Source organism: Microbacterium sp. NPDC089696, from assembly GCF_044749125.1.
In the GTDB taxonomy this organism is placed as follows: Bacteria; Actinomycetota; Actinomycetes; order Actinomycetales; family Microbacteriaceae; genus Microbacterium.
In genome coordinates, this window is record NZ_JBIVHF010000001.1 from 2045681 (window position 1) to 2070232 (window position 24552).

Genomic DNA, 24552 nt, shown 5'->3' on the forward strand with positions numbered 1-24552 from the left:
TCAGGGGGACTCCTCGTCGAGCGGAATCGTGGAGCCGGGCGGGTTTCCCGTGCTCTTCTCCGTGTCTATCGCCTGCTGCAGAAGGACCACAGCGGCGACCTGATCCACAATGCTACGAGAGTTCTTCTGGGATCTGCCCGAAGATCTCAGCGCGGCGTGTGCGGTGACCGTGCTCAGCCGCTCGTCGACGAGCCTCGCGGGCGTGCCGATCCGGCTCTGCAGCGCTGCCGCGAACTCCCGTGCGTCTGCGGTCGATGCCGTGTCGACACCGCGGAGGTTCACGGGGAGGCCGATCACGATCTCGAGGGGCACGTACTCGGTCGCGATCTCCGCGATGCGGTCGAGTGCCGCATCGTCGCGTGCGACGGTCTCCACCGGAACGGCGAGCATCCCGTCGGGGTCGCACCGGGCGACGCCGATCCGAGCCCGGCCGACGTCGATCCCGAGGCGCACCCCGCGGCGGAAGCCCGTCACGCTGCCTGCAGCTCCTGAGAGACGGCCTCCAGCGCGGCGGACATCGCCGCAGCATCCGTCCCTCCACCCTGCGCGACGTCGTCACGTCCGCCGCCGCCGCCGCCGAGCACCGCGGCCGCGCGCTTCGCGAGCACACCCGCCTTGGCTCCGGCCGCTCGTGCGGAGTCGTTCGTGGCGACGACGACGACGGGTCGTCCGTTCACGACGGCGCCGAGAGCCACGACCGCGGGGTCGCTGCCGAGACGCTCGCGCACGCCGAGCACGAGGTCGCGCACGTCGTCCGCCGAGGCGACGTCGCCGAGCGACTGCGCGGCGACGTGGAAGGCGCCCACGCGCGTCGCGGCGTCGGCGATCGCGGGGACCTGTCCGGCACGCTCCTTGGCCTCGAACTGCGCGATGCGCTTCTCGGCGGCCTTCAGGCTCGACGACAGGTCGGCGATGCGCTCGGCGAGCTGATCGCGCGGGGTCTTGAGGGATGCCGTGAGCTGGGAGACCAGTGCACGCTCCGCGGCGAGCTCCCGGAACGCGTCCTGACCCACGAGGGCCTCGATGCGGCGATTGGACGCGCCGACCGACGACTCCCCCACGACGCTGACGAGACCGATCTCGGAGCTGGACGCCACGTGCGTGCCGGCGCAGAGCTCGCGCGACCACGGGCCGCCGATGTCGACCATCCGCACGACATCGCCGTACTTCTCGCCGAACAGCGCCATCGCGCCGGCCTCCTTGGCCTCGTCGAGCGTGAGGATGCGCGTGGTGACCTCGAGAGCGTCGTTCACGGCGCGGTTCGTGATCTCCTCGATCTCGGTGCGGGTCTCCGACGAGAGCGCCTGCGACCAGGCGAAGTCGAAGCGCATGTACCCGGCGCGGTTGAGTGATCCCGACTGTGTGGCGGTCGGGCCGAGCGTGTCGCGCAGCGCCGCATGCACGAGGTGTGTGGCCGAATGCGCCTGACGCGCGGCCCGACGGTTCGCGGCGTCGACGACCGTGGTCGCGGCAGCGCCGACGGCGACGGAGCCCCGGGTGACCTCGACCGTGTGGCTGATGAGTCCGGGAACCGGCTTCTGCACGTCGAGGACCTCGAGCTCGTAGCCGGGGCCGACGATCACGCCCTTGTCGGCGACCTGACCGCCGGATTCCGCATACAGCGTGGTCTCGGCGAGCACGACCTCGGCGATCTGGCCCTCGATAGCGATCTTCTCGACCTGACCGTCGACGAGGATGCCGAGCACGTGCGAGTCGACCTGGAGCTCGGAGTACCCGTCGAAACCGGTCTCGCCGAGGGCGCGGAGGTCGCGGTACACCGAGACGTCGGCGAGCTGGCGCTTGCGGTTGCGGGCGTCGGCCTTGGCGCGGTCCCGCTGCTCCTTCATGAGCGAGTCGAACGCCGCCCGATCGACGTCGAGCCCCGCCTCCTCGGCGACCTCGAGCGTGAGATCGATCGGGAAGCCGTACGTGTCGTGCAGCAGGAACGCCTCACGGCCGCTGAGCGCCGTCGACCCGCTCTTCTTCGTGTCGTCGAGAGCGAGGTCGAGGATCGTGGATCCCTGGGCCAGCGTGCGGCGGAACGTCTCCTCCTCGGCGAACGCCGCGGACGACAGCGTCGTCCAGTCGGCCTCGAGCACCGGGTAGGCGGACTTCATGGCGTCGCGCGAGGCGGAGAACAGCTCGGGGAACGCCGGCTCGTCGACACCCAGGAGACGCATCGCGCGCACCGTGCGGCGCATGAGACGGCGGAGGATGTAGCCGCGGCCCTCGTTGGACGGACGCACGCCGTCGGAGAGCAGCATGAGCGAGGAGCGCACGTGGTCGGCGACCACGCGGAAGCGCACGTCATCCTCGTGCACGGCTCCGTAACGTCGGCCGGAGAGCTCCACGGCGCGGTCGAGCACGGGACGCACCTGGTCCGTCTCGTACATGTTCTCGACGCCCTGCTTGAGGAAGGCGACGCGCTCGAGTCCCATCCCGGTGTCGATGTTCTTCATCGGCAGCTCGCCGACGATGTCGAACTCCGTCTTGCCTCGGATGTTGTCGATGAAGTCCTGCATGAACACGAGGTTCCAGATCTCCAGGAACCGGGTGTCGTCCGCCGCGGGACCGCCGTCCACGCCGTACGAGGGGCCGCGGTCGAAGAAGATCTCGCTGTCCGGGCCGCCCGGGCCGGGCTGGCCGGTGTTCCAGTAGTTGTCCGCGCGGCCGAGTCGCTGGATGCGCTCGGGCTTCAGGCCGATGATGTCGCGCCAGATCGCCTCGGCCTCGTCGTCGGTCTCGTACACCGTGACCCAGAGGTCCTTCTCGTCGAAGCCGAGTCCGCCGTCGGCCTCGGAGCTCGTCAGCAGCTCCCAGGCGTAGCGGATCGCCCCCTCCTTGAAGTAGTCGCCGAACGACCAGTTGCCCAGCATCTGGAAGAAGGTGCCGTGGCGGGCGGTGCGTCCGACCTCCTCGATGTCGTTCGTGCGGATGCACTTCTGGACGTCGGCGATGCGCGGGTGAGGGGCGGGCACGACGCCGGTCAGGTACGGGATCATCGGCACCATGCCCGCGACGGTGAAGAGCAGCGAGGGGTCGTCGCTGACCAGCGAGGACGAGGGGACGATGAGGTGGTCGTTCTTCTCGAAGTAGTCGAGGTAGCGCTGCGCGATCTCCGCAGTGTTCATGGGTGTGCCGGGTGTCCTTGCGTACGGGGTGGGATGGCGGGCGGTCGCGCGGCGGTCGTGCGCCGAGGCTCAGTCGTCCGCGGGGTCGGAGAGTCGGGCCTGCTGCTCGCGATAGGCGTCGCCGATGATCCCCGTGAACTCGTTGATCCTGGCGTCGACCTCGGCGAGGATGTCATGACCGCGGGGGTCCTTGTTCATGAAGTGCGCCGCGACGAAGCCGCCGATCACACCGATCAGGAACCACAGCACGTTCTTCATGTCGTCATCCTCGTGTTCGACCCGCGGAGGCGCGGTCTCTCCATCGTAGGCGGAAACGACAGAGGGCGTCGGGTGAACCCGACGCCCTCTGCTGTGCCGCTGGTGATCAGCGAGCCGCGTAGTACTCGACGACGAGCTGCACTTCACAGGTCACGGGGACCTCGGAGCGCTTCGGACGACGCACGAGACGGGCCTGGAGCTTGTCGAGCTCGACCTCGAGGTAGCCGGGAACGGGGGGAAGCACCTCGGCGTGGCCGCCGGCTGCCGCCACCTGGAAGGGCTCGGTGCCCTCGCTCTTGGGCTTGACGTGGATGAGCTGACCCGGCTTCACGCGGAACGACGGGCGGTCGACGAGCTGGCCGTCGACGAGGATGTGACGGTGCACGACGAGCTGACGAGCCTGCGCGGTGGTGCGGGCGAAGCCCGAACGCACGACGAGGGCGTCGAGACGCATCTCGAGGAGCTCGACGAGGTTCTCACCGGTCAGGCCGTCCTGGCGGCGGGCCTCGTTGAACGTGTTGCGCATCTGCTTCTCGCGGATGCCGTACTGCTCGCGCAGACGCTGCTTCTCACGCAGACGGACGGCGTAGTCGCTGTCGGCCTTGCGCTTGGTGCGGCCGTGCTCGCCCGGAGCGTAGGGACGCTTCTCGAGGTAGCGGGCGGCCTTCGGGGTGAGGGCCACGCCGAGGGCGCGGCTGAGACGGACCTTGCGGCGGTCCTGGGACTTCGTGGTCACGAAGCTGTCCTTCCGATGACGCGGTCGCGGCTTTCGCGACTCGCGGACGTATCACCGCGTCCTGCCTTGGAGCGCACGCCGGGGCGCCAGCAAGGTGTGGTGTGAACGAGGAGATGCCCGAAAACTCGGTTTCGAGCCGATCAAGTCTAACAGATCGACTCCGGTGCCCGCGGACCCCCCGATCGCGGCGATCGTCGACGGATAGGATGCCTCTCGTGCCAGAGGTCGTCGACGTCCGCCTCGAGGCGGCCGACGCGCTCGACCCTTCGCGCTTCGCTCACCCGGACGCGCGGAAGGCCGCCGACTACATCCGGCTCCTCGCGGAGGACGGCGTGGCGTCGGCGGTGGCGAACGCCCGCGGAACGATGCTCGCGATCGTCGTCGACGACGCGGTCGTGCTCCCCCTCTTCCTCCCCGACGCCCGTTCGAACGCCAACACGGCCTACACCTCTTCGATGTACGCGCACTACGTCTCTTACGCACGCGCGGAACTCCGGGAGCTGCGATCGCCCATCGCCGAGCGCCTCGCCGCGATCGCGCTCCTCCCTGTGGCGGCGATGCTGCGGATGGCGCGCATAGACGAGGCCGTGTACGTCAACAACTGGCTGCTGTCGACCAACCTGTACCCGGCGCTCGCCCCCGCCGCGGTCGAGGCGGTCACGAGGGCGGTGGCCGCACGGTTCCGGGGGCGCTACGTCGTGTGGAACTCGATCAACGCGGACACGACGGGTGCCCTGCACGCTCGGATGCGTGATCTCGGCTACCTCCCGCTGTTCAGCCGCAGCATCTGGGTCCAGGACGTGTACGAGGGTCTCGGCAGCCGTGTCGAGCACGTGCTCCGTCGTGAGCGCCGCCTCGCCGCGCGGTCGGAACACCGGTTCCGCGGCTCCCGTCCCCACCGCGACGACCTCGACCCGGTGCGCGCCGCCGACCTGTACCGTCGGCTCTACGTCGACAAGTACTCGGCCCACAACCCGCAGCTCACCTCTCGGTTCATGGCGCGGACGCACGACGCCGGAATCGTCGACTACGAGGTGCTCGCCCGTGGGGACGGGGAGGCGGTCGGCGTCATCGGCCACATCGCGCTCAACGGCGTCCTCACCACCCCGGTGCTCGGCTACGACCTCGACCGTCCGCGGGAGGACGGCCTCTACCGCATCCTGTCCATCCGCCTGCAGGACAAGGCTCGAGACCTCGGTCTCGTCTTCCACAGCAGCGCGGGCGCCGGGGAGTTCAAGAAGAGCCGCGGCGCGAAGAACCGCATCGAGTACCGCATGGTCGTGCTCGACGGCGTGCCGCGGTGGCGCGCCGCGCTCGTGCGCAGCTTCGCGGCGCTCGCCGAGCGGGTGGTCGTGCCGATGATGATGCGCCGGGGACTCTGATGCGCGTGCTCGTGCTGGGCGGCCGGTCGCTCGTGGCCCTCGACATCGTCCGCAACCTCGGTCGGCACGGTCACGACGTCTACGTCTCCGAGTCGGTCGCGGTGAATCCCGCTGCCTGGTCGCGGTACGCCCACGGGAGCGTCCGCATCCGCTCGCCCCGATTCCGCTTCCCTGCCTTCCTGCAGGATCTCGCGACGGCGATCGAGACGCACGACATCGACCTCGTCGTCCCCACCTGCGAGGAGACCTTCTTCGTCGCGCGAGGCGCCGACTGGCTGCGGCGGCGCTGTCCCGGGGTGCGGATCGCCGCGGGGTCGTTCGCGCACATCGCCGCGCTCCACGACAAGCTCGGGGCCATGCGGACCCTCGGACGGCTGGACGTTCCGGTGCCCGCGACACGACTCGTGCGCGGGGCCGAGGACCTCGGCGCGCTGCTGCGGAGCGACCGGAGCCGGACGCTCGTGCTCAAGCGGCGCTTCTCGCGATTCGGGACGCACGTGCGACTCCTGGCCCGCGAATCGCGGCGCCTGCGGCCGCCGATCGCCTTCGGTCACGGGGACGACCACTGGGTCGCGCAGGAGTTCGTCGAGGGGCGCCTGCACTGCGCCTACGCCTTCGCCCACGAGGGACGCGTCCTGGCCTCGGTGCAGTACGCGGATGCCGCGGCTGCGTCGTTCGAGGTCCTGACGTCGTTTCAGCCGGTCCACGAACCCCGGTTCCAGGAGGCGATCGAGCGTGCGGTGGCGGGCCTCCGCTACTCGGGGCACATCTCGTTCGACGCGATCGTCGCGGAGGACCGCATCGCCGTCATCGAATGCAATCCGCGGGTCACCAGCGGCATCCACTGTCTCGCGAGCGCCGACTTCGGCGGGCTCTTCGCCGCCGAGGAGCCGTCCGGGTCGACGCAGACCGTCGCGCCCGCGCAGATCCGTGTGATGAACCTGCTCCGCCGGAGACGGGGCGCTCGAGGCATCCGCGATGTCGTACACGCCGGGGACGACCCGATGCCCTCCGTCGCCTACGCCCTGCTCCTCGGCGGTTTCGCTCTCACCGCGCTCCGGCAGCGGATCCCGCTCGCCGCCGCGACGACCCACGACATCGAGTGGAACGGCGAGGACCTTCCGCTGCCGTGAACCGGATCCGCCCGGCTCCCTGCGGTCAGCGCCCGTCGAGGATGCGGCGGATGCGCTCGAGCCGCGCCGAGATGTCGCGCTCGGCGCCGAGGTTCTTGGGCTCGTAGTAGCGGCGTCCCTGCAGCTCGTCCGGCAGGTACTGCTGCGGGAGGATGCCGAACTCGCTGTCGTGCGGATACACGTAGCCCCGTCCATGACCGAGCCGCTTGGCCCCCGGATAGTGGGCGTCACGCAGATGCAGCGGCACCCGTCCGAAGCCGCCGGCGCGGATGTCGGCGATCGCGGCGTCGATGCCGGAGTAGGCGGCGTTGGACTTCGCGGTCGTGGCGAGGTAGACGGTTGCCTCGGCGAGCGGGATCCGGCCCTCCGGCATGCCGATGAACGCCACCGCATCCGCCGCTGCGACCGCGATCGTCAGCGCCTGAGGGTCGGCGAGGCCGACGTCCTCCGAGGCGGAGATCACGAGCCGTCTGGCGATGAACCGCGGGTCCTCCCCCGCCTCGATCATGCGCGCGAGGTAGTGCAGAGCCGCGTCGGGGTCGGAGCCCCGGATGGACTTGATGAAGGCGCTGATCACGTCGTAGTGCTCGTCGCCCTGGCGGTCGTAGCGCAGCAACGCCTTGTCCACGGCCTGCGCGACGTCGTCTGCGCTCACCTCGGGGGTCGCCCCGTCGTCGGCCTGCGACATCGCGACAGCCGCTGCGGCCTCGAGCCCGGTCAGGGCTCGGCGGGCGTCGCCCGAGGCGAGGCGGATCAGGGCGGCCCGCGCGTCATCGGCGAGGGAGACCGCGCCGTTCAACCCGCGCGCGTCGGCGACGGCGCGATCGACGAGGGTGCCGATGTCGTCGTCGGTGAGCGGCTGGAGCGTGAGCAGGAGCGACCGGGACAGCAACGGCGAGATCACCGAGAACGAGGGGTTCTCGGTCGTCGCGGCGATCAGGATCACCCAGCCGTTCTCGACGCCGGGCAGCAGCGCGTCCTGCTGCGCCTTCGTGAAGCGATGGATCTCGTCGAGGAAGAGGATGGTGGTCTGACCGTAGAGGTCGCGCTGGGTGATCGCCTCCTGCATGACCTCGCGCACGTCTTTGACGCCGGCTGTGATGGCCGACAGCTCGACGAAACGGCGCCCCGACGAGCGCGCGATCGCCTGCGCGAGCGTCGTCTTGCCCGTACCGGGCGGGCCCCACAGGATGATCGACACGGCGCCGGGAGACGAGGCGGCCGGATCGGCGAGGGCCACGATCGGCGAGCCGGCGCGGAGCAGGTGCTTCTGACCCGCGACCTCGTCGAGGGAGACGGGACGCATGCGCACGGCGAGGGGCGTCTGCCCGGAGAGCAGTGCGGCGGCGGAGGTCATGATCCCAGGCTAACGCGGGGCGGCGACACCGCGGCGTCCCGCACGGCGACGCGGTCGACGGTAGGCTCTCAGGCGACGCGCCCGACCGCGTCGGGAGAGGGAGCAGGGCATGGCGGCACGCGGGTCCAAGGGAGCACAGCGTTCGCGCACCGAGGCGGAGCGCGCGCGGCTCCACGTCGCGCGCAGGGAGTGGCACGACCGTCAGATCCGCCGCCGCGTGCGCGACAACGCGATCGCCGTGATCGCCGGAATCGTGATCGTGGGCGGCGCTGTCGCGAGCCAGGTCGTGCATGCGCAGGTCACCGCACCCGAGCCCGAGCCGACTCCGAGCGTCGAGCCGACCGACGCACCCTTCCCCACCGAGACGCCCCTCCCGACGGACGCGCCGGCGCCCACCGAGGAGCCCGCGCCGAGCGAGACACCCGCCGGCTGAGACGACCACCCCATCCCGGGGCGTCCGTCGTACTAGGCTGACTCTCGTCCTTTCCGCCTCCCGCGGTCCGTCCGCGCAAGGAGAATCACGTGTCTGCCACCGACCCCTCGAAGCCGACTCCGCCCGTCCCGGCCCCGCCGGCCAGGCCCATGCCGCGCAAGCTGCCCACCCCCGCCGCCGTGGCTCCGGTCACCGCCGCGATCCCGACCCCCACGTCCGACGCCGCCGAGTGGGGCCGTGTCTCGGACGACGGCACCGTCGAGGTCCGTGAGGGCGAGACCTGGCGCGTCGTCGGCCAGTACCCCGACGGCACGCCCGACGAGGCGCTCGCCTACTTCGTGCGCAAGTACGACGACATCGCCTTCAAGGTCGTCGCTCTCGAGCAGCGTCATGCCGCCGGCGGCGCCTCGGCGGGTGACCTCGTCAAGCAGGCGGGCCACCTGATCGACGAGGCGACGGACGCCGCGGCCGTCGGCGACCTCGCCGGACTCCGCGAGCGGCTCACCGCGCTCACGTCCTCCCTGTCCGAGGCCACGGCCCAGGAGGCGCAGCAGGCGAAGGAGCTCGTCGAGCAGGCCGTCGCGGAGCGCACGGTTCTCGTCGAACGCGCCGAGGCCATCGCCGCACGCGACCTCTCGAAGGTCCAGTGGAAGCAGGTCACGGCGGAGCTCGGCGAGCTCTTCGACGCGTGGCAGGCGCAGCAGCAGAGCGGACCGCGCCTCTCGAAGAGCGTCTCGCAGCAGCTCTGGAAGCGTTTCCGTGACGCGCGCTCGGTCGTCGACAAGGCGCGCCGCGCCTTCTACTCCGAGCTCGATGACGCCCACAAGACCGCACGGGACGCCAAGTCCCGCCTGGTGGAGCGGGCCGAGGCACTCGCACCCCGCGGCGTCGACGGCATCCCCGCGTACCGCACGCTCCTCGACGAGTGGAAGGCCGCGGGACGCGCCGGACGGAAGGCGGACGACGCCCTGTGGGCGCGGTTCAAGGCCGCCGGCGACGCGCTGTACTCCGCCCGTGCCGAGCAGGCCGCGGCGGAGGAGGCGGACTCCGCACCGAAGATCGAGGCACGTCAGGCCCTCCTCGAGGAGGCCAAGGCCGTGGCCGACGAGTCGAACATCAAGCGCGCTCGCGCCCTGCTGACCCGCATCCAGCGCCAGTGGGACGAGATCGGTCGGATCTTCCCCCGCGACAAGGAGCGCGCACTCGACGACCGGCTGCGCGTGATCGAGCAGGCTCTTAAGGCCCGCGAGGACGTCGACTGGAAGAAGAACAACCCCGAGACCAAGGCTCGTGCCAACGACATGAGCTCGCAGCTCCTCGAGGCCATCGAGAAGCTCGAGTCCGAGCTGGCCGCGGCCGAGAAGTCCGGTGACAAGAAGGCGGCGAAGGAGGCGGCGGACGCCCTCGAGGCCCGCCGCACCTGGCTCAGCGCGCTCGGCGGCTGATCGCGGTCGGCTCTCCACAGGAGCCTCGCACGGCACCGATGAGCGGGATGCACTGCGCCACACTGGCGTGATGCATCCCGCTCTCCTGTATCTGCCCGGCGGCAGGCTGACGATCGCCGAGCTGAGTGCCGCTCGCCTCGACGGCCACCTCGTCGACCTCGGCGAGGGATTCGTCCCCGCCGATCTCGTGGAGGGTCCCGCGACGCGCGCCGCGACCCTCTCCGCGGTCATCCCCCCGGGCACCGCCGCGTCGGGTCCCACAGCGGCCTGGATCCACGGCGCCGGTGACGCGGCCCCGAGCCGACATCACGTGAGCCGCGCCGTCAGCCGCCGGATCCGCCCCGTCCTGTCCGTGCGCGTCGTGATGCACGAGGCGCAGATCCCGCTGTCGGATCAGCAGATCGTCGGAGGAGTGACGACCATGACACCCTTGCGGACCATGCTCGACCTCGCCCTCGCCCTGCATCGCGATCCGGGACTGCGCCCGTGGATGATAGGGCTCGCCGAGGTCGATCCCCGGCTCGTCGCCGACGCCGTCGACGTGCTGGACGGCCTCGGCCGGGTGCCGGGCAAGATCTCGGGACGCGCGGCACTGCTCCGCGTCAGGACGAGGTGACCCGATACACGTCGTACACCGCGTCGATACGGCGCACCGCGTTGAGCACACGGTCGAGGTGCACCGCGTCCCCCATCTCGAAGACGAACCGACTCAGCGCCAGCCGCTCGTCCGTGGTGCTCACGGTCGCCGACAGGATGTTGACGTGATGCTCGCTCAGCACCCGCGTGACGTCCGAGAGGAGGCCGGAGCGGTCGAGCGCCTCCACCTGGATCTGCACGCGGAACACACTCTTCGTGGTCGGCGCCCACGACACCTCGACGAAGCGGTCCTCCTCGCTCGCGAGCGCCTTGACGTTGACGCAGTCCGACCGGTGGACGGACACGCCGCTCCCCCGCGTCACGAAGCCGACGATGTCGTCGCCGGGGACGGGAGTGCAGCACTTCGCGAGCTTCACGAGGATGTCGGCGGCGCCGCGGACGAGCACTCCGGAGTCCCCCGCACGGGCCTCCCGCGTCGGGACGCGCTCCGGCAGGTCGATCGCGCCCGTCGGCGGATCGCTCTCCGCGACCAGGGCCGTGACCTTCTCGAGCACGGACTGCGTCGAGACGTGCCCTTCGCCGACGGCGGCGTAGAGCGCCGAGACGTCCTCATAGCGCAGCTGGTGGGCGACCTCGGCGAACGAGTCCTGGCTCATGAGGCGCTGCAGGGGCAGGTTCTGCCGTCGCATCGCCCGCGCGATGGACTCCTTGCCCTGCTCGATCGCCTCCTCGCGACGCTCCTTCGTGAACCAGCCGCGGATCTTGTTGCGAGCCCTCGTGCTCTTGACGAAGCCCAGCCAGTCCTGGCTGGGGCCGGCATCCGGGTTCTTCGAGGTGAAGACCTCGACCACGTCGCCGCTCTTGAGCTCGGACTCGAGCGGCACCAGACGGCCGTTGACCTTCGAACCCATCGTCCGGTGACCGATCTCGGTGTGCACGGCGTAGGCGAAGTCCACCGGGGTCGCTCCGGCGGGGAGCCCGATCACGCGGCCCTTCGGCGTGAAGACGTAGACCTCCTTCGCGCCGATCTCGAAGCGCAGCGAGTCGAGGAACTCGCCGGGGTCGGCGGTCTCGGCCTGCCAGTCGGAGATGTGGGCGAGCCACGCCATGTCGCGGTCGGCGGCGCGCACCTCGGCCTTGCCGCCGTTCATCCGCTCCTTGTACATCCAGTGCGCCGCGACGCCGTACTCCGCCTGCTGGTGCATCTCGTGCGTGCGGATCTGGATCTCGACCGTGCGGCCGGACGGACCGATCACCGTCGTGTGCAGCGACTGGTAGAGATTGAACTTCGGCGTCGCGATGTAATCCTTGAACCGACCGGGGAGCGGCGTCCACCGCGCGTGGATGGCACCGAGCACCGCATAGCAGTCGCGCACGGAGGCGACGAGCACACGGATGCCGATCAGGTCGTAGATGTCGTCGAACTCGCGACCGCGGACGACCATCTTCTGGTATACGGAGTAGAGCTGCTTGGGGCGGCCGACGACCTTACCGCGGATGCGGAGGTCGCGCAGATCCTCGTCGATCTCCTCGACGACCTGGCCCAGGTACTTCTCGCGCTGCGGGGTCCGCTGCGCGATGAGGTTGTGGATCTCGTTGTAGATCTTCGGGTGCAGCACCGCGAACGAGAGGTCCTCGAGCTCCGACTTGATGGCCTGGATGCCGAGTCGGTTGGCGAGGGGCGCGTAGATCTCGAGCGTCTCCTTCGCCTTCTTCGCCGCCTTCTCCGGAGGCACGAAGCCCCAGGTGCGCGCGTTGTGGAGCCGGTCGGCGAGCTTGATGAGCAGCACGCGGATGTCCTTCGACATCGCGACGATCATCTTGCGGACGGTCTCGGCCTGTGCGCTCTCGCCGTACTTGACCTTGTCGAGCTTCGTGACGCCGTCCACGAGCATCGCGACCTCGTCGCCGAACTCGGCGGTGAGATCGGTCAGCGCGTAGCCGGTGTCCTCGACTGTGTCATGCAGCAGCGCGGCCGCGATCGCCCGCGGACCCAGGCCCATCTCGGCCAGGATCTGCGCGACGGCGAGCGGGTGCGTGATGTACGGCTCGCCGCTCTGACGCTTCTGACCCTCGTGCTTCTCCTTGGCGACCGCGTAGGCGCGCTCGATCACCGCGATGTCGCCCTTGGGGTGGTTGGCCCTGACTGTGCGGAGGAGGTTGTCCAGGTCGTTGACCCGGGGCGCACGGGAGAAGATGCGGGGAACCAGTCGTCTCAGGCTCGATCCCTGCGACGTCGTCTGCGGTTCCGCCATCCGCTCACCTCCGAATCACAACATCTTACGCGTGCTCGGCGGGGTGCGGCCCCGCCGAGCGGGATCGATCAGGCCTCGACGGCCGCGCGCTCGCGCGACTCGCGCACCCGCGCGTCCCGAGCCTTGATCTGCGGCTCGTTCTCGCGGAACAGCGAGTACAGCGGCGCAGCCACGAACAGCGTGGAGTAGGTCGCGACGAGGATTCCGACGAAGATCGACAGCGAGATGTCCGTGAGCGTCTCCGCGCCGAGCCAGAACGAGCCGATGAACAGGATCGCTCCGACGGGCAGCGCTGCGACGACCGACGTGTTGATCGACCGGATGAGCGTCTGGTTCACGGCGAGGTTGACGGACTCCCCGAACAGCCGTGAGGACTTCTCGCCGTCCTCCGTGGTGTTCTCGCGGATCTTGTCGAACACGACCGTCGTGTCGTAGAGCGAGTACGCGAGGATCGTGAGGAACCCGATCACGGCCGCCGGCGAGATCTCGAACCCGGCCAGGGCGTAGACGCCGACCGTGATGACGAGGACGTCGAGCAGACCGAGGATCGCCGCGGCGGACATCTTCCAGGTCCGGAAGTAGATCGCGAGGATGAGGAAGGTCAGCGCGAGGAAGATCGCGAGGCCCCAGAGCGACTGCTTGGTGACGTTCTCGCCCCAGGCCGGCCCGATGAACGACGAGGTGACCGCATCGGCCTCGACGCCGTACGCATCGGCGAGGGCCGCGGACACCTGCTGCGTCTCGGCGGCGCTCATCTGGTCGGTCTGGACGCGGATGTCGGTGCCGTTGACGACCACGACCTTGGTCGCGGCCTCGGCGACGACCGACTGCACGGCGTCCGTCGCCGTCTGCTGGTCGGTGGTGTCCGGTGCCTGCACCGTGAACTGCGATCCACCGGTGAACTCGATCGAGAACTGGATCGGACGGATCAGCGGCACGAGGGCCGAGCCCACGACGAGCGCGATCGCGATGATGAACCACAGGCGGCGCTTCCCGACGAAGGGGAAGGAGGTCTTGCCCGTGTAGAGGTTGTTGCCGAACTCGTTCATGGAAGCCATCACGCGTCCCCCTCACTTCCGGTGCTGGTGCGTTTCTCACCGGCGAGTGCTTCGGCGCGCTTGCGCTCCGCGATGGTCTGGCGACGGTCGGCCTCGCCGCGGGAGCGCGCGTTCTTGGCGTTCCGTCCGGCCGTGGCCGTGGCGACCTCCCGGAACTGCGACCGGCTGCGGTACACGGCGCCCAGCGACTCGGGGTCGAGGCCGGACAGCTTGTGTCCCCCGCCGAAGAAGCGCGTGCGCGCCAGGATCTGCATGACCGGATGCGTGAAGATCACGAAGATCAGCACGTCGATGATCGTGGTGAGGCCGAGCGTGAAGGCGAAGCCCTTCACCGTCGCGTCCGCGAGGATGTAGAGCACGACGGCGGCGAGCACGTTGATCGACTTGGAGATGTAGATCGTGCGCTTGGCGCGCCCCCAGCCGTCCTCGACGGCGGCGGTGATCGACTTGCCGTCTCGCAGCTCGTCTCGGATGCGTTCGAAGTAGACGATGAACGAGTCGGCCGTGAATCCGATCGACACGATCAGACCCGCGACGCCGGCGAGCGAGAGGCGGAAGCCCAGGCGCCAGGCCAGGATGCAGATCACGATGTACGTGAGGACCGCCATGACCGCGATCGACGCGATGATCACCGTCCCGAGCGCGCGGTACGAGAACAGCGAGTAGACGGCGACGAGCGCGAGGCCGATGAGCCCGGCGATGAGGCCGATCTGCAGCTGCTGGGTACCGAGCGTCGCGGACACGGTGTCGGAGCTCTGCACCTCGAAGCTGAGCGGCAGCGCACCGAACTTCAGCTGGTCGGCGAGCGTCGTGGCCGTCTCCTGCGTGAAGTCGCCCGAGATGCTGGGGCGACCGTCGAGGATCTGGCCGTTCATGCGCGGGGCGCTGATGACGGAGCCGTCCAGCACGAACGCGAACTGATCGCGCGGCGAGAGGTTCGCGAGGCGGTTCTGGTTGAGGCGCGTGCTGACCTCGCCGAAGGCCTGCGTGCCGTCGGCGTTCATGGTGAGCTGCACGATCCAGGCACCGGAGCGCGGGTCGCGACCGGCGGTCGCATCGGTGATCGCGGTGCCGGTGAGCTCGGTCGGGCCGAGGATGAACTTGGCCTGGCCGGTCGGGTCGCACGCGATGAGCGGCTTGTCGGCGGGCTCGCGCGAGGGGTCGTTCTCCGGGTTGGCGCAGTCGTACGCCTGGAACTCCGCCATGAGCTTGTCCGTGACCCAGGAGGGGTCGCTGGCGTCGGTCGGCTCAGCCGTCGGGGTGTCGCTCACCGAGTCGTCCGGCGTCGGGTATGCCGTCTCGTTGCCGTCCTCGCCGACGAAGGTGTTCGTCGCGGCCGTGGTGTAGATCACGGAGCGGAACTGCAGCTGCGCGCTGGACTGGATGCGCTCACGCGTCTGGTCGTCCGCGGCACCCGGGATCTGCACGACGATGTTGCGGCCGCCCTCGGTCGTGATGTCCGCCTCGGCGACACCGGAGGCGTCGACGCGCTGGCGGATGATGGCCGCGGCCTGATCGAGCTGCTCGGCCGACGGCGCGGCGCCGTCCTCCGTCTCGGCGCTCAGGATGATCTGCGTGCCGCCCTGCAGGTCGAGTGCGAGCTCAGGAGCCCACGAGCTCTTCTGGAACACGTACACGCCGAGGGCGTTGATGCCGAACAGGATGCCCGTCACCAGGAGGAGTCCGAGGAGGACCCGCCAGGCGTGACGGACCGGGGAGGAAGTGGCCACGTGAGATCAGCTTTCTGAGATGCCGGAGTGCCGAGTGCTGCGAGAGCGGGTGTTACTTGTCGTCGGCGTCCCGGTCGAGACGACGACGCGTCTCCTCGGGGGTCTCGACGGCGGGAGCGTCGTCGACGACGGGGGTCTCCTCGACCACGACCGGGGCGTCGTCGCCCACGATCTCGACGCCGTCGGTCAGGTCCTTCGGCTCGACGATGCGGAGGATCGCCTGGCTGTGCACCTCGATGACGGTGCCCGGTGCGATCTCCACGAGGGCCGGGGAGTCGAGGTCGTCGTGGTCGTACGCCACGATCGTGCCGTAGATGCCACCCTGCAGGAGCACCTTCACGCCGGGGACCGTCTTGGTCGCCTTCTCCTCCTGCTCCGCCTTCATCTGCTTCTGGCGGCGACGGCCGTTGACGAACATGAAGACGACGAGGACGGCGAGGAGACCGAAGAGGAGGATTTCCATGGGCATGAGGGCTAGCGCCTTTCTCAGGTGCACGCACCAGCCAAGGGCGCACAGTTCTATCGGGGGGAAGTCTTCAGTGATTATAGGTCATCGAGGCGAAGCGTCCCGTCCGGATGCGGGATGCCGAGATGCTGATACGCCTCGGGCATGGCGACCCGTCCGCGCGGCGTGCGCCCCAGGAATCCGATCCGCACCAGATAGGGCTCGACCACGCTCTCAACGGTCTCGCCCTCCTCGCCGACCGCGACCGCGAGGGTGCTGAGGCCCACGGGCCCGCCGCGGAACCGTCGCACGAGGGCGTCGAGCACCGCCCGGTCCAGCCGATCGAGTCCGATCGGGTCGACGTCGTAGAGCTCCAGCGCGGCGCGCACGTCGTCGAGCGACGCCGCTCCCCCGCCGTGCACGAGCGCATAGTCGCGCACACGTCGCAGCAGTCGGTTCGCGATGCGGGGCGTCCCTCGTGAGCGACGGGCGATCTCCGCGAGCGAGTCCCCGGGGAGATCGACGCCGAGCACGAGGGCGGAGCGGGCGATCACCTGCTCGAGCTCGGACTCGTCGTAGAACTCCAGGTGCCCGGTGAAGCCGAAGCGGTCCCGCAGCGGATTCGGCAGCAGGCCGGACCTGGTCGTGGCGCCCACGAGGGTGAACGGCGCGAGCTCGAGCGGGATGCTCGTCGCACCGGCGCCCTTGCCCACCATGATGTCGATGCGGAAGTCCTCCATCGCGAGATAGAGCATCTCCTCGGCGGAGCGCGCCATCCGGTGGATCTCGTCGATGAACAGCACCTCTCCGGGCACGAGGCTCGACAGGAGTGCGGCCAGGTCGCCGGCGTGCTGGATCGCGGGACCGCTCGAGAGCCGCAGCGGGCGCTCGCTCTCGTGCGCCACGATCATGGCGAGGGTCGTCTTGCCGAGTCCGGGCGGACCGGCGAGGAGGATGTGGTCCGGCGGTCGGCTCTGGATGCGGGCGGCGTCGAGGAGCAGCTGGAGCTGCCCGCGGACCTTCTGCTGACCGACGAAGTCACCCAGGCTCGTGGGGCGCAGCGCACCCTCGATCGCGAGCTCGGCATCGTCGACCGGCTCGGTGGCGTCGCGGGCGTCAGACACGCGCGGGTCCCAGAGCGGCGAGCGTGCGTCGCAGCAGCGGAGCGACCGCGGCACGTTCGGCGTCCGTGGCCTCCGCCGCCGTCTGGGCAGCGGCCTCGGCGGCGACCTTCTCGGACCAGCCGAGACCGACGAGAGCAGCCGTCACCTGGTCGACGACGTCCGTTCCCCCCGAACCGGTCGCCTTCGACACCGGGCCGCTCGGCTGTACCTTGCCGGCGAGCTGCACGACGATGAGCTTCGCGGTCTTCGGGCCGATGCCCGACACGCGGCGGAAGGGCGCGTCGTCCTCCCCCGTGACCGCCTCGGCGATCTGGTCGACCGTCAGGTGCGAGAGCACCCCCAGCGCGGACTTGGGCCCGACCCCCGTGACGCTGATGAGCAGACCGAAGATCTCGAGCTCGTCGCGCTGGGCGAAGCCGTACAGCGACAGCGCATCCTCGCGGACGATCAGGCTCGTGTGCAGCTGCAGCCGCTCTCCGACCGTCGCGGTGTGCGCGACGTCGCTCGGGACGGCCACAGAGAAGCCGACACCGCCGACGTCGACGACAACGTGATCGGAGGACGTGTGCAGGACCGTGCCGTGCAGCGAGGAGATCATCCTCCCAGCCTAGACGCGGGATCGTACGTATGTTCGAGCGACACGCTCGGCGTCGGCCCAGGCGCGCTGCGCCGGGGTCAGCGCATCCGCACCCCCGACGGTCGCCGCCCCTCGCCGCCAGGCGTGGCACAGCGCGATCGCGAGGGCATCCGCAGCATCGGCGGGCTGCGGCGGGGCATCCAGACGGAGGATCCGCGCGATCATGGCCTGCACCTGCTTCTTGTCCGCGGAGCCGTAGCCGGTCACAGCAGCCTTGACCTCGCTCGGCGTGTGCGTGGCGGCGGGGAGACCGGCCTCGGCGGCCAGGAGCAGTGCGACGCCGCTCGCCTGCGCCGTTCCCATGACGGTGTGCGTGTTCTGCTGGGCGAACACCCGCTCCACGGCGACGGCGTCGGGGCGATGCGTCTCCAGTACCTCACGGATGCCCGCGGCGACGACGGCCAGGCGCTCGCCGATCGGCGCGTCCGGCGCAGACCGGATCACCCCGACGTGGACGAGCGTGCCCCGTCGCGCACGGTCCACGTCGACGATGCCGACGCCGCACCGGGTCAGACCGGGGTCGATGCCGAGGACGCGGAGAGTGGAGGTCACTCCCCCAGGCTATGCGCCGCTCCGCGCCCTGCGACGTCGGCGCGCCTAGTCCTCGTCGTTCTCGAGCTCGGCCTGCACGTCAGCCGTGAGGTCGAAGTTGCTGAAGACGTTCTGCACGTCCTCGCTGTCCTCGAGCGCGTCGATGAGACGGAAGATCTTGCGCGCGGTGTCGGCGTCGATCTCCACCTTGAGGTTCGGGACGAATTCGACGTCGGCGGACTCGTAGTCGATGCCGGCGTCCTGCAGCGCCGAGCGCACGGTCACGAGGTCGGTCGGCTCGGTGAGGATCTCGAAGCCCTCGGCGTGCGGTTCGATCTCCTCCGCGCCGGCCTCGAGGGCGGCCATCATGACGTCGTCCTCGGTCGTGCCCTCGGAGCTCACGACGATGACGCCCTTGCGGCTGAAGTTGTACGCGACGCTGCCCGGGTCGGCGAGCGTGCCGCCGTTGCGGCTCAGCGCCGTGCGCACCTCGGCCGCCGCGCGGTTCTTGTTATCGGTCAGACACTCGATCATGAGGGCGACGCCGTTGGGTCCGTAGCCTTCGTACATGATCGAGGAGTACTCGACGGCCTCGCCGCCGATACCCGCACCGCGCTTCACCGCGCGGTCGATGTTGTCCTTCGGGACAGAGGTCTTCTTCGCCTTCTGCACCGCGTCGAACAGCGTGGGGTTGCCCGCCAGGTCGGGGCCGCCGAGCTTGGCCGCGACCTCGATGTTCTTGATGAGCTTGGCCCACGACTTGGCACGGCGCGCGTCGATGACGGCCTTCTTGTGCTTGGTCGTGGCCCACTTGGAATGCCCGGACATAAGTCTCCGCTCGTCGAATCCGCGGTGAGCTCGCGCCCAGCGCGTCGTCCAGTCTATCGAAAGGCGGATGTGTCGCAGGATGGTCTCATGCGACGACTCCGAGGCATCACCCCGATCGACCGCGCGTCCGAGATCCATGAGGGCGAGCCGACACCCGCAGACACTCTGCGGTACCTGATCCATCTGCCGGACGACGACGACGATCCGGCTCGCCGATGGCCTCTGGTGCTGTTCCTGCACGGCGCCGGCGAACGCGGAGTGGACCTCGATCTCGCCGCGCTGCACGGCCCGCCCGCACTCGCCGACGCGGGTCACGAGTTCCCGTTCGTGCTGGTCTCTCCCCAGTGCCCCGAGTCGAGCCGGTGGGACTCCGAGCCGACCGTTCTGGCGCGACTGCTCGACGAGGTCTCCGCGCGCTACCGGATCGACCCCGACCGGGTGTACGTGACCGGCCTGAGCATGGGCGGGTTCGGGACCTGGACGCTCGCGACGCGGTACCCGGAGCGGTTCGCCGCCATCGCGCCGATCTGCGGCGGGCTGTGGGGACAGAGCGCTGCGTCCATCCAGGACCTCCCGGTGTGGGCCTTCCACGGCGATGCCGACGAGGTCGTTCCGATCTCCATGACCGAGGAGATCGTGACGGAGCTCCGGTCGCTCGGCTCCGACGTGCGGTTCACGCGATACACGGGGGTGGGCCACGACTCCTGGACCGAGACGTACGAGAACCCGGAACTGTACGAGTGGCTGATGGCCCAGCGGCGGAAGGGCTGACCCCACTCGCCGGTGGTCAGCCGTCGATGCTCGTGCGTCCTGACCTGCGGCGCGCGGCCTCGATCGCCGCGGTGGCTGGCAGCCGGAGCGGGACGTCTGCCGCGGCATCCGGCGCCCAGTCGGCCCAGCCCTCGTCCAGCGGCCAGGTGCCGTCGACGATGAAGTCGGATGCGGCATGATCGGCGAGCATCCGCACCGCCTCGGCCTGCTCCGCCGTGAACCGTCCCTGCTCGACCGCCGCGGCGAGCTCGTCGGCATCCTTGAGCCAGACGTCCTCCTCTCCCGGGTGCGCGGCGTCGATCCACAGGTCGAGCACGAGATCGCGGGTGAACACCGCCGCCTGCGCTCCCCCGACGCGGCGATGGGGAAGCTCGAGGTTGACGTACGCGCCGTCGGGCCTGCCGTCGTCGCGGCGGAAGAACCACACCGACCAGGGCTTCCCCGTCGGCGCGACGCGGAGGATGCCGGGTCCGCGCCATGTGCTCTCGACGGCTCGCCACGGCACGAGCGAGCGCTGTGCGAGCGGCACCTCCCGCGGACGGCGCCCGTCGGCGGGCACGGCATCGAGGCGTGCGGATGCCGACGGGGTCCACGCCACGAGCCCACGATCGTCGTCGCGCACGACGCGCGCCGTCTCGATCACGCGCCCGTAGCGCCAGAGGATCTCCTGACCGGCGGCGAAGCGCGGCGCCGAGGGAAGGCCGGACGCGACGGCCCCGTCGTACACGGGATCGGCATGCGCCGCACCTTGCTCGGCCGTGTCCAGAAGCGCGATGGCCTCCGCGAGGCCAGCGCCACCGGTCGCGACGCGCGCCCACTCGGCACCCCGTCTGCCGACCAGCTCGACCGTTCCTCCGCTCGCGCTGATCCCCGTCGTCCCCACTGGCGTTCGCATCCCGCCACGGTACCCGGCCCTTCCGGAGCGCCGAGTCAGCCGCGCGCGAGCACCCGATCGAGGAAGCGCCGATGGAACCGGGTCTCCCCCGTGATCTCGGGGTGGAAGCTCAGACCGAGCAGGGCTCCCTGCTCGACCGCGACGACGCGGCCGTCGTCGAGCGACGCCAGGACGGATGCCGCGGGGCCGACGCTCTCGACCACCGGCCCGCGGATGAACGCGGCATGCACCGGCTCGCCGCCGAGCGCGGGAACGTCGAGATCCGCTTCGAAGGACTCGACCTGACGACCGAAGGCGTTGCGCCGCACGGTGACATCGAGTCCGCCGAACGACTCCTGCCCGTCGATCGCGTCCACCAGGCGGTCCGCCAGCATGATGAGGCCGGCGCACGTGCCGAGCACGGGCATCCCGTCGCGGATCGCGGCCCGGATCGGCTCCTGCATACCGAACAGACGGGACAGCTTGTCGATCACACTCGACTCGCCACCCGGGATCACCAGCCCGTCGACCGCCTCCAGCTCACCGGGGCGTCGCACGAGGGCGACCTCCGCCCCGAGTCCCTCGAGCAGGGCGGCGTGCTCGCGCACGTCGCCCTGCAGGGACAGGACGCCGACGCGGGGACTACCAGCCACGCTCGGCGAGGCGGTGCGGCGCGGGCAGATCAGACACGTTGATCCCGACCATGGCCTCGCCCAGACCGCGGGACACCTCGGCGATGACCTTGGCGTCGTCGTAGAAGGTCGTGGCCTTAACGATGGCCTTGGCGCGCTCGGCGGGGTTGCCGGACTTGAAGATGCCCGATCCGACGAACACGCCGTCCGCGCCCAACTGCATCATCATCGCGGCGTCGGCCGGCGTCGCGACCCCGCCCGCGACGAACAGCACGACGGGGAGCTTGCCGGTCTCGGCGATCTCGGCCACGAGCTCGTAGGGCGCCTGCAGCTCCTTCGCCGCGACGAAGAGCTCGTCCTTGGGCAGCGCCGTCAGCGCGGCGATCTCACCGCGGATCTTCCGGATGTGCTTCATCGCCTCCGACACGTCGCCCGTGCCGGCCTCGCCCTTGGAGCGGATCATCGCCGCACCCTCGTTGATGCGGCGCAGCGCTTCGCCGAGGTTCGTGGCCCCGCACACGAACGGCACCGTGAAACCGAACTTGTCGATGTGGTTGACGTAGTCGGCGGGCGACAGCACCTCGGACTCGTCGATGTAGTCGACGCCGAGCTCCTGCAGCACCTGGGCCTCGACGAAATGGCCGATGCGCGCCTTCGCCATCACCGGGATCGACACGGCGTCGATGATGCTGTCGATCATGTCGGGGTCGCTCATGCGCGAGACACCGCCCTGGGCGCGGATGTCCGCGGGGACGCGCTCGAGCGCCATGACGGCGACCGCGCCGGCATCCTCGGCGATCTTCGCCTGCTCGGCGGTCACGACGTCCATGATGACGCCGCCCTTGAGCATCTCCGCGAGACCGCGCTTGACGCGCGACGATCCGGTGGTGGGGTTCTCGGCCATGACTGACTCCTGTCGGGTTTTGATCTAGGCCAAACGATAGCACTGTCCGGAACGACCTAGAATCGACACGAGGACACATGAGCGACCAGATCACCGGAACCACCGCGGCCGACATCGCCGACAGCGTGCGCGACCTCCGCGACCGCGGGATCCTCGGCGTCGGCAGCCCTCTCCCCCCGGTCCGCGAGCTCGCCTCCACCCTGGGCGTCAACCGCAACACGGCCGTCGCCGCGTATCGTCAGCTCGCTCAGGCAGGGCTCGTCGTCTCGCGCGGCCGCGCCGGCACCGTGATCGCCGGACACGAGAGCGTCGCGCAGGAGGGATACGCCGCGGACACCGTGCTCCGCGACGTCGGCACCGGCAACCCCGACGCGCGCCTGATCCCCGACCCGTCGAACGCCCTCGCCACCGTCACCGGACGCCCCGTCCTCTACGGCGAGCCCGTGATCGACCGCGGCCTCGAGGCCTGGGCCCACGACTGGGTCGCCCGAGACCTCGTCGTGGACGACTTCCGCATCACGATCACGAGCGGCGCCGTCGACGCCGTGGAGCGGCTCCTCGCACAGGCGCTCATGCGCGACGACGCGGTCGCCCTCGAGGACCCGTGCTTCCTGGCGAGCATCCACACCGTCCGTCTCGGCGGCTATCGTGCCGTCCCGGTGCCCGTCGACGAGCAGGGCATGACCGTCGACGGGCTCCGCGCCGCGCTCGACGCCGGTGTCCGCGCGATCATCTGCACGCCGCGGGCGCAGAACCCCACCGGTGCGAGCCTCACCGCCGAGCGCGCGGCCGCGCTGCGGGCCGTGCTCGCCGACCACCCCTACGTGCTGCTCATCGAGGACGACCACTTCTCGATGCTCTCGGGCCGCCCCTACGAGAGCCTGATCGGCCCCGGCCACCGCCGCTACGCGCTCGTCCGCTCGGTCTCGAAGTTCCTCGGACCCGACATGTGTCTCGCGGTGGCCGCAACGGATCCCACCACGGCCGAGCGCCTGGCGATGCGCCTGAGTCCGGGCACCACGTGGGTCAGCCACCTGCTCCAGCGCCTCACCCTCACGCAGTTGACCGACCCCGAGGCGGCTGCGACGATCGCCGCCGCCCGTGAGCACTACGCCGAGCGCAACGAGCGCTTCGCGGAGCGTCTCCGCGACGCCGGGCTCGACGCTCCGCAGACCGACGGGCTGAGCCTGTGGATCGCGCTGCCCCGGCCCGCGAGGCTCGTGGCCGAACGGCTCATGCGCCGAGGATGGCTGGCCCGCACCGGCGACGAGTTCGCCCTCGACGAGCGCGCCGCCCCGTCGCACCACCTGCGCCTCACGGTGCACGATCTGTCCGACGACGACGCGGCGACGCTCGTCACCGACCTCGTCGCGGCCACGCGATGACCAACCGCCGCGGGCACGCGCCCGCCCTCACCGAAAGGATCGGGGAATGAAGGTCCTCTCCATCCAGTCCGCCGTCGCCTACGGGCACGTCGGCAACTCCGCCGCCGTGTTCCCGATGCAGCGCATCGGCGTCGAGGTGCTGCCGGTGTACACCGTGAACTTCTCGAACCACACGGGCTACGGCGCCTGGCGCGGTCCGATGATCTCCCCCGACGACGTGCGCGAGGTCATCACCGGTATCGAGGAGCGCGAGGCGTTCCCCGGGATCGACGCCGTGCTCAGCGGATACCAGGGCGGAGAGGGCATCGGCGACGTCATCATCGACGCCGTCGCCCGCGTCAAGGCCGCGAACCCGAGCGCCGTGTACGCGTGCGACCCCGTGATGGGCAACGCGAAGTCCGGCTGCTTCGTCGCCCCGGCTATCCCGGTGCTGCTGCGCGAGAAGGTCGTCCCCGCGGCCGACATCATCACGCCGAATCAGTTCGAGCTCGGGTTCCTCACCGAGACCGAGCCCGACACGCTCGAGTCCACGCTCGCCTCGGTCGACCTGGCGATGGCCATGGGTCCGAGCACGGTGCTCGTCACGAGCGTCGAGCGCCCCGATCGCGAGGAGGGCACGATCGAGATGCTCGTCGCGGATGCGCGCGGAGCGTGGGTCGTGCAGACCCCCCGTCTGCCCATGAAGGCCAACGGATCGGGCGACGTCACCGCGGCGCTCTTCACGGCGCACTACGTCGAGACCGGCGACGCGAAGCTCGCCCTCGAGCGCACGGCGTCGAGCGTGTTCGACCTGCTCAGCCTGACCCTCGAGTCCGGTGCTCGGGAGCTGCAGCTCGTCGAGGCGCAGGAGTTCTACGCGCACCCGCGGATGCAGTTCGCAGCGCGTCAGGTGCGCTGAGTCGCCCC

At 70.1% G+C, this 24552-nt stretch carries 24 protein-coding genes; 8 read left to right on the plus strand and 16 right to left on the minus strand.

Annotated features, from left to right (window positions below; genetic code table 11):
- From ruvX to rpsD, 4 genes are all read right to left on the minus strand, one after another.
- A complete protein-coding gene (gene ruvX / locus ACIPY8_RS10130) occupies positions 1-474 on the minus strand; it encodes a Holliday junction resolvase RuvX (protein WP_400817542.1) in 474 nt (157 codons plus the stop codon).
- Positions 471-3131: an alanine--tRNA ligase gene (gene alaS, locus ACIPY8_RS10135; RefSeq protein WP_400817544.1), complete on the minus strand. Its 2661-nt coding sequence runs from the start codon at positions 3129-3131 to the stop codon at positions 471-473. Before alaS ends, ruvX begins: the two co-directional genes overlap by 4 nt.
- A gap of 69 nt (positions 3132-3200) precedes the next feature.
- Entirely contained in the window at positions 3201-3389 is a 189-nt protein-coding gene (locus ACIPY8_RS10140; protein WP_400817546.1) for a hypothetical protein, read from the minus strand.
- A 106-nt stretch (positions 3390-3495) separates the two neighbouring features.
- Entirely contained in the window at positions 3496-4125 is a 630-nt protein-coding gene (gene rpsD / locus ACIPY8_RS10145) for a 30S ribosomal protein S4 (protein ID WP_400817548.1), read from the minus strand.
- Positions 4126-4340: 215 nt separating this feature from the next.
- Between rpsD and ACIPY8_RS10150 the strand changes: the two genes are divergently transcribed.
- The gene (locus ACIPY8_RS10150) at positions 4341-5507 is read left to right on the plus strand and encodes a hypothetical protein (protein WP_400817550.1); all 1167 of its coding nucleotides are present in this window, start codon (positions 4341-4343) and stop codon (positions 5505-5507) included.
- The gene (locus tag ACIPY8_RS10155; RefSeq protein WP_400817552.1) at positions 5507-6640 is read left to right on the plus strand and encodes an ATP-grasp domain-containing protein; all 1134 of its coding nucleotides are present in this window, start codon (positions 5507-5509) and stop codon (positions 6638-6640) included. Before ACIPY8_RS10150 ends, ACIPY8_RS10155 begins: the two co-directional genes overlap by 1 nt.
- A gap of 25 nt (positions 6641-6665) precedes the next feature.
- Here the strand turns inward: ACIPY8_RS10155 and ACIPY8_RS10160 are convergent, their stop codons facing one another.
- Entirely contained in the window at positions 6666-7997 is a 1332-nt protein-coding gene (locus ACIPY8_RS10160; RefSeq protein WP_400817554.1) for a replication-associated recombination protein A, read from the minus strand.
- A 109-nt stretch (positions 7998-8106) separates the two neighbouring features.
- Between ACIPY8_RS10160 and ACIPY8_RS10165 the strand changes: the two genes are divergently transcribed.
- From ACIPY8_RS10165 to ACIPY8_RS10175, 3 genes are all read left to right on the plus strand, one after another.
- The gene (locus tag ACIPY8_RS10165) at positions 8107-8430 is read left to right on the plus strand and encodes a hypothetical protein (RefSeq protein ID WP_400817556.1); all 324 of its coding nucleotides are present in this window, start codon (positions 8107-8109) and stop codon (positions 8428-8430) included.
- A gap of 89 nt (positions 8431-8519) precedes the next feature.
- Positions 8520-9875, plus strand: a complete 1356-nt coding sequence (locus ACIPY8_RS10170) for a DUF349 domain-containing protein (protein ID WP_400817558.1) — start codon at positions 8520-8522, stop codon at positions 9873-9875.
- 70 nt (positions 9876-9945) lie between these two features.
- Complete coding sequence (locus ACIPY8_RS10175) at positions 9946-10491, plus strand: type IV toxin-antitoxin system AbiEi family antitoxin (protein ID WP_400817560.1); 546 nt, start codon at positions 9946-9948, stop codon at positions 10489-10491.
- Here the strand turns inward: ACIPY8_RS10175 and ACIPY8_RS10180 are convergent.
- The 8 genes from ACIPY8_RS10180 to ACIPY8_RS10215 all read right to left on the minus strand — a co-directional run bounded on the left by ACIPY8_RS10180 (position 10478) and on the right by ACIPY8_RS10215 (position 19080).
- Positions 10478-12727 carry a RelA/SpoT family protein gene (locus tag ACIPY8_RS10180; RefSeq protein WP_400817562.1) on the minus strand — a complete coding sequence of 750 codons (2250 nt, stop codon included), beginning with the start codon at positions 12725-12727 and terminating at the stop codon, positions 10478-10480. The two genes, ACIPY8_RS10175 and ACIPY8_RS10180, sit on opposite strands and share 14 nt — an antisense overlap.
- Positions 12728-12795: 68 nt before the next feature.
- Entirely contained in the window at positions 12796-13785 is a 990-nt protein-coding gene (gene secF, locus ACIPY8_RS10185) for a protein translocase subunit SecF (RefSeq protein ID WP_400817564.1), read from the minus strand.
- Positions 13785-15515, minus strand: a complete 1731-nt coding sequence (secD, locus tag ACIPY8_RS10190) for a protein translocase subunit SecD (protein WP_400817566.1) — start codon at positions 15513-15515, stop codon at positions 13785-13787. The genes secF and secD overlap by 1 nt, the downstream gene beginning before the upstream one ends.
- Before the next feature lie 52 nt (positions 15516-15567).
- Positions 15568-15978: a preprotein translocase subunit YajC gene (gene yajC, locus ACIPY8_RS10195; protein ID WP_400817694.1), complete on the minus strand. Its 411-nt coding sequence runs from the start codon at positions 15976-15978 to the stop codon at positions 15568-15570.
- 80 nt (positions 15979-16058) lie between these two features.
- Positions 16059-17084 carry a Holliday junction branch migration DNA helicase RuvB gene (ruvB, locus tag ACIPY8_RS10200; protein ID WP_400817568.1) on the minus strand — a complete coding sequence of 342 codons (1026 nt, stop codon included), beginning with the start codon at positions 17082-17084 and terminating at the stop codon, positions 16059-16061.
- Entirely contained in the window at positions 17077-17682 is a 606-nt protein-coding gene (gene ruvA, locus ACIPY8_RS10205) for a Holliday junction branch migration protein RuvA (RefSeq protein WP_400817570.1), read from the minus strand. Before ruvA ends, ruvB begins: the two co-directional genes overlap by 8 nt.
- Positions 17683-17691: 9 nt before the next feature.
- Complete coding sequence (ruvC, locus tag ACIPY8_RS10210) at positions 17692-18273, minus strand: crossover junction endodeoxyribonuclease RuvC (RefSeq protein ID WP_400817572.1); 582 nt, start codon at positions 18271-18273, stop codon at positions 17692-17694.
- Positions 18274-18318: 45 nt separating this feature from the next.
- Positions 18319-19080: a YebC/PmpR family DNA-binding transcriptional regulator gene (locus ACIPY8_RS10215; RefSeq protein WP_400817574.1), complete on the minus strand. Its 762-nt coding sequence runs from the start codon at positions 19078-19080 to the stop codon at positions 18319-18321.
- 87 nt (positions 19081-19167) lie between these two features.
- Between ACIPY8_RS10215 and ACIPY8_RS10220 the strand changes: the two genes are divergently transcribed.
- On the plus strand, positions 19168-19851 hold the full coding sequence (locus ACIPY8_RS10220) for an alpha/beta fold hydrolase (protein WP_400817576.1): 684 nt from the start codon (positions 19168-19170) through the stop codon (positions 19849-19851).
- Positions 19852-19867: 16 nt separating this feature from the next.
- Here ACIPY8_RS10220 and ACIPY8_RS10225 read toward each other — a convergent pair whose 3' ends face one another.
- Genes ACIPY8_RS10225 through pdxS form a run of 3 tightly spaced genes read right to left on the minus strand, consistent with a single transcriptional unit; the run spans position 19868 to position 22261 of the window.
- Positions 19868-20746 carry a DUF402 domain-containing protein gene (locus ACIPY8_RS10225; protein WP_400817578.1) on the minus strand — a complete coding sequence of 293 codons (879 nt, stop codon included), beginning with the start codon at positions 20744-20746 and terminating at the stop codon, positions 19868-19870.
- A 35-nt stretch (positions 20747-20781) separates the two neighbouring features.
- Positions 20782-21378, minus strand: coding sequence for a pyridoxal 5'-phosphate synthase glutaminase subunit PdxT (gene pdxT, locus ACIPY8_RS10230; RefSeq protein WP_400817580.1), 597 nt, complete (start codon positions 21376-21378; stop codon positions 20782-20784).
- Positions 21368-22261 carry a pyridoxal 5'-phosphate synthase lyase subunit PdxS gene (gene pdxS / locus ACIPY8_RS10235; RefSeq protein WP_400817582.1) on the minus strand — a complete coding sequence of 298 codons (894 nt, stop codon included), beginning with the start codon at positions 22259-22261 and terminating at the stop codon, positions 21368-21370. Before pdxS ends, pdxT begins: the two co-directional genes overlap by 11 nt.
- A gap of 77 nt (positions 22262-22338) precedes the next feature.
- On the opposite strand from pdxS, the gene ACIPY8_RS10240 reads away from it, so the two are divergent.
- Positions 22339-23646, plus strand: coding sequence for an aminotransferase class I/II-fold pyridoxal phosphate-dependent enzyme (locus tag ACIPY8_RS10240; protein ID WP_400817584.1), 1308 nt, complete (start codon positions 22339-22341; stop codon positions 23644-23646).
- 46 nt (positions 23647-23692) lie between these two features.
- A complete protein-coding gene (gene pdxY, locus ACIPY8_RS10245; protein WP_400817586.1) occupies positions 23693-24544 on the plus strand; it encodes a pyridoxal kinase PdxY in 852 nt (283 codons plus the stop codon).
- Positions 24545-24552 lie beyond the last annotated feature (8 nt).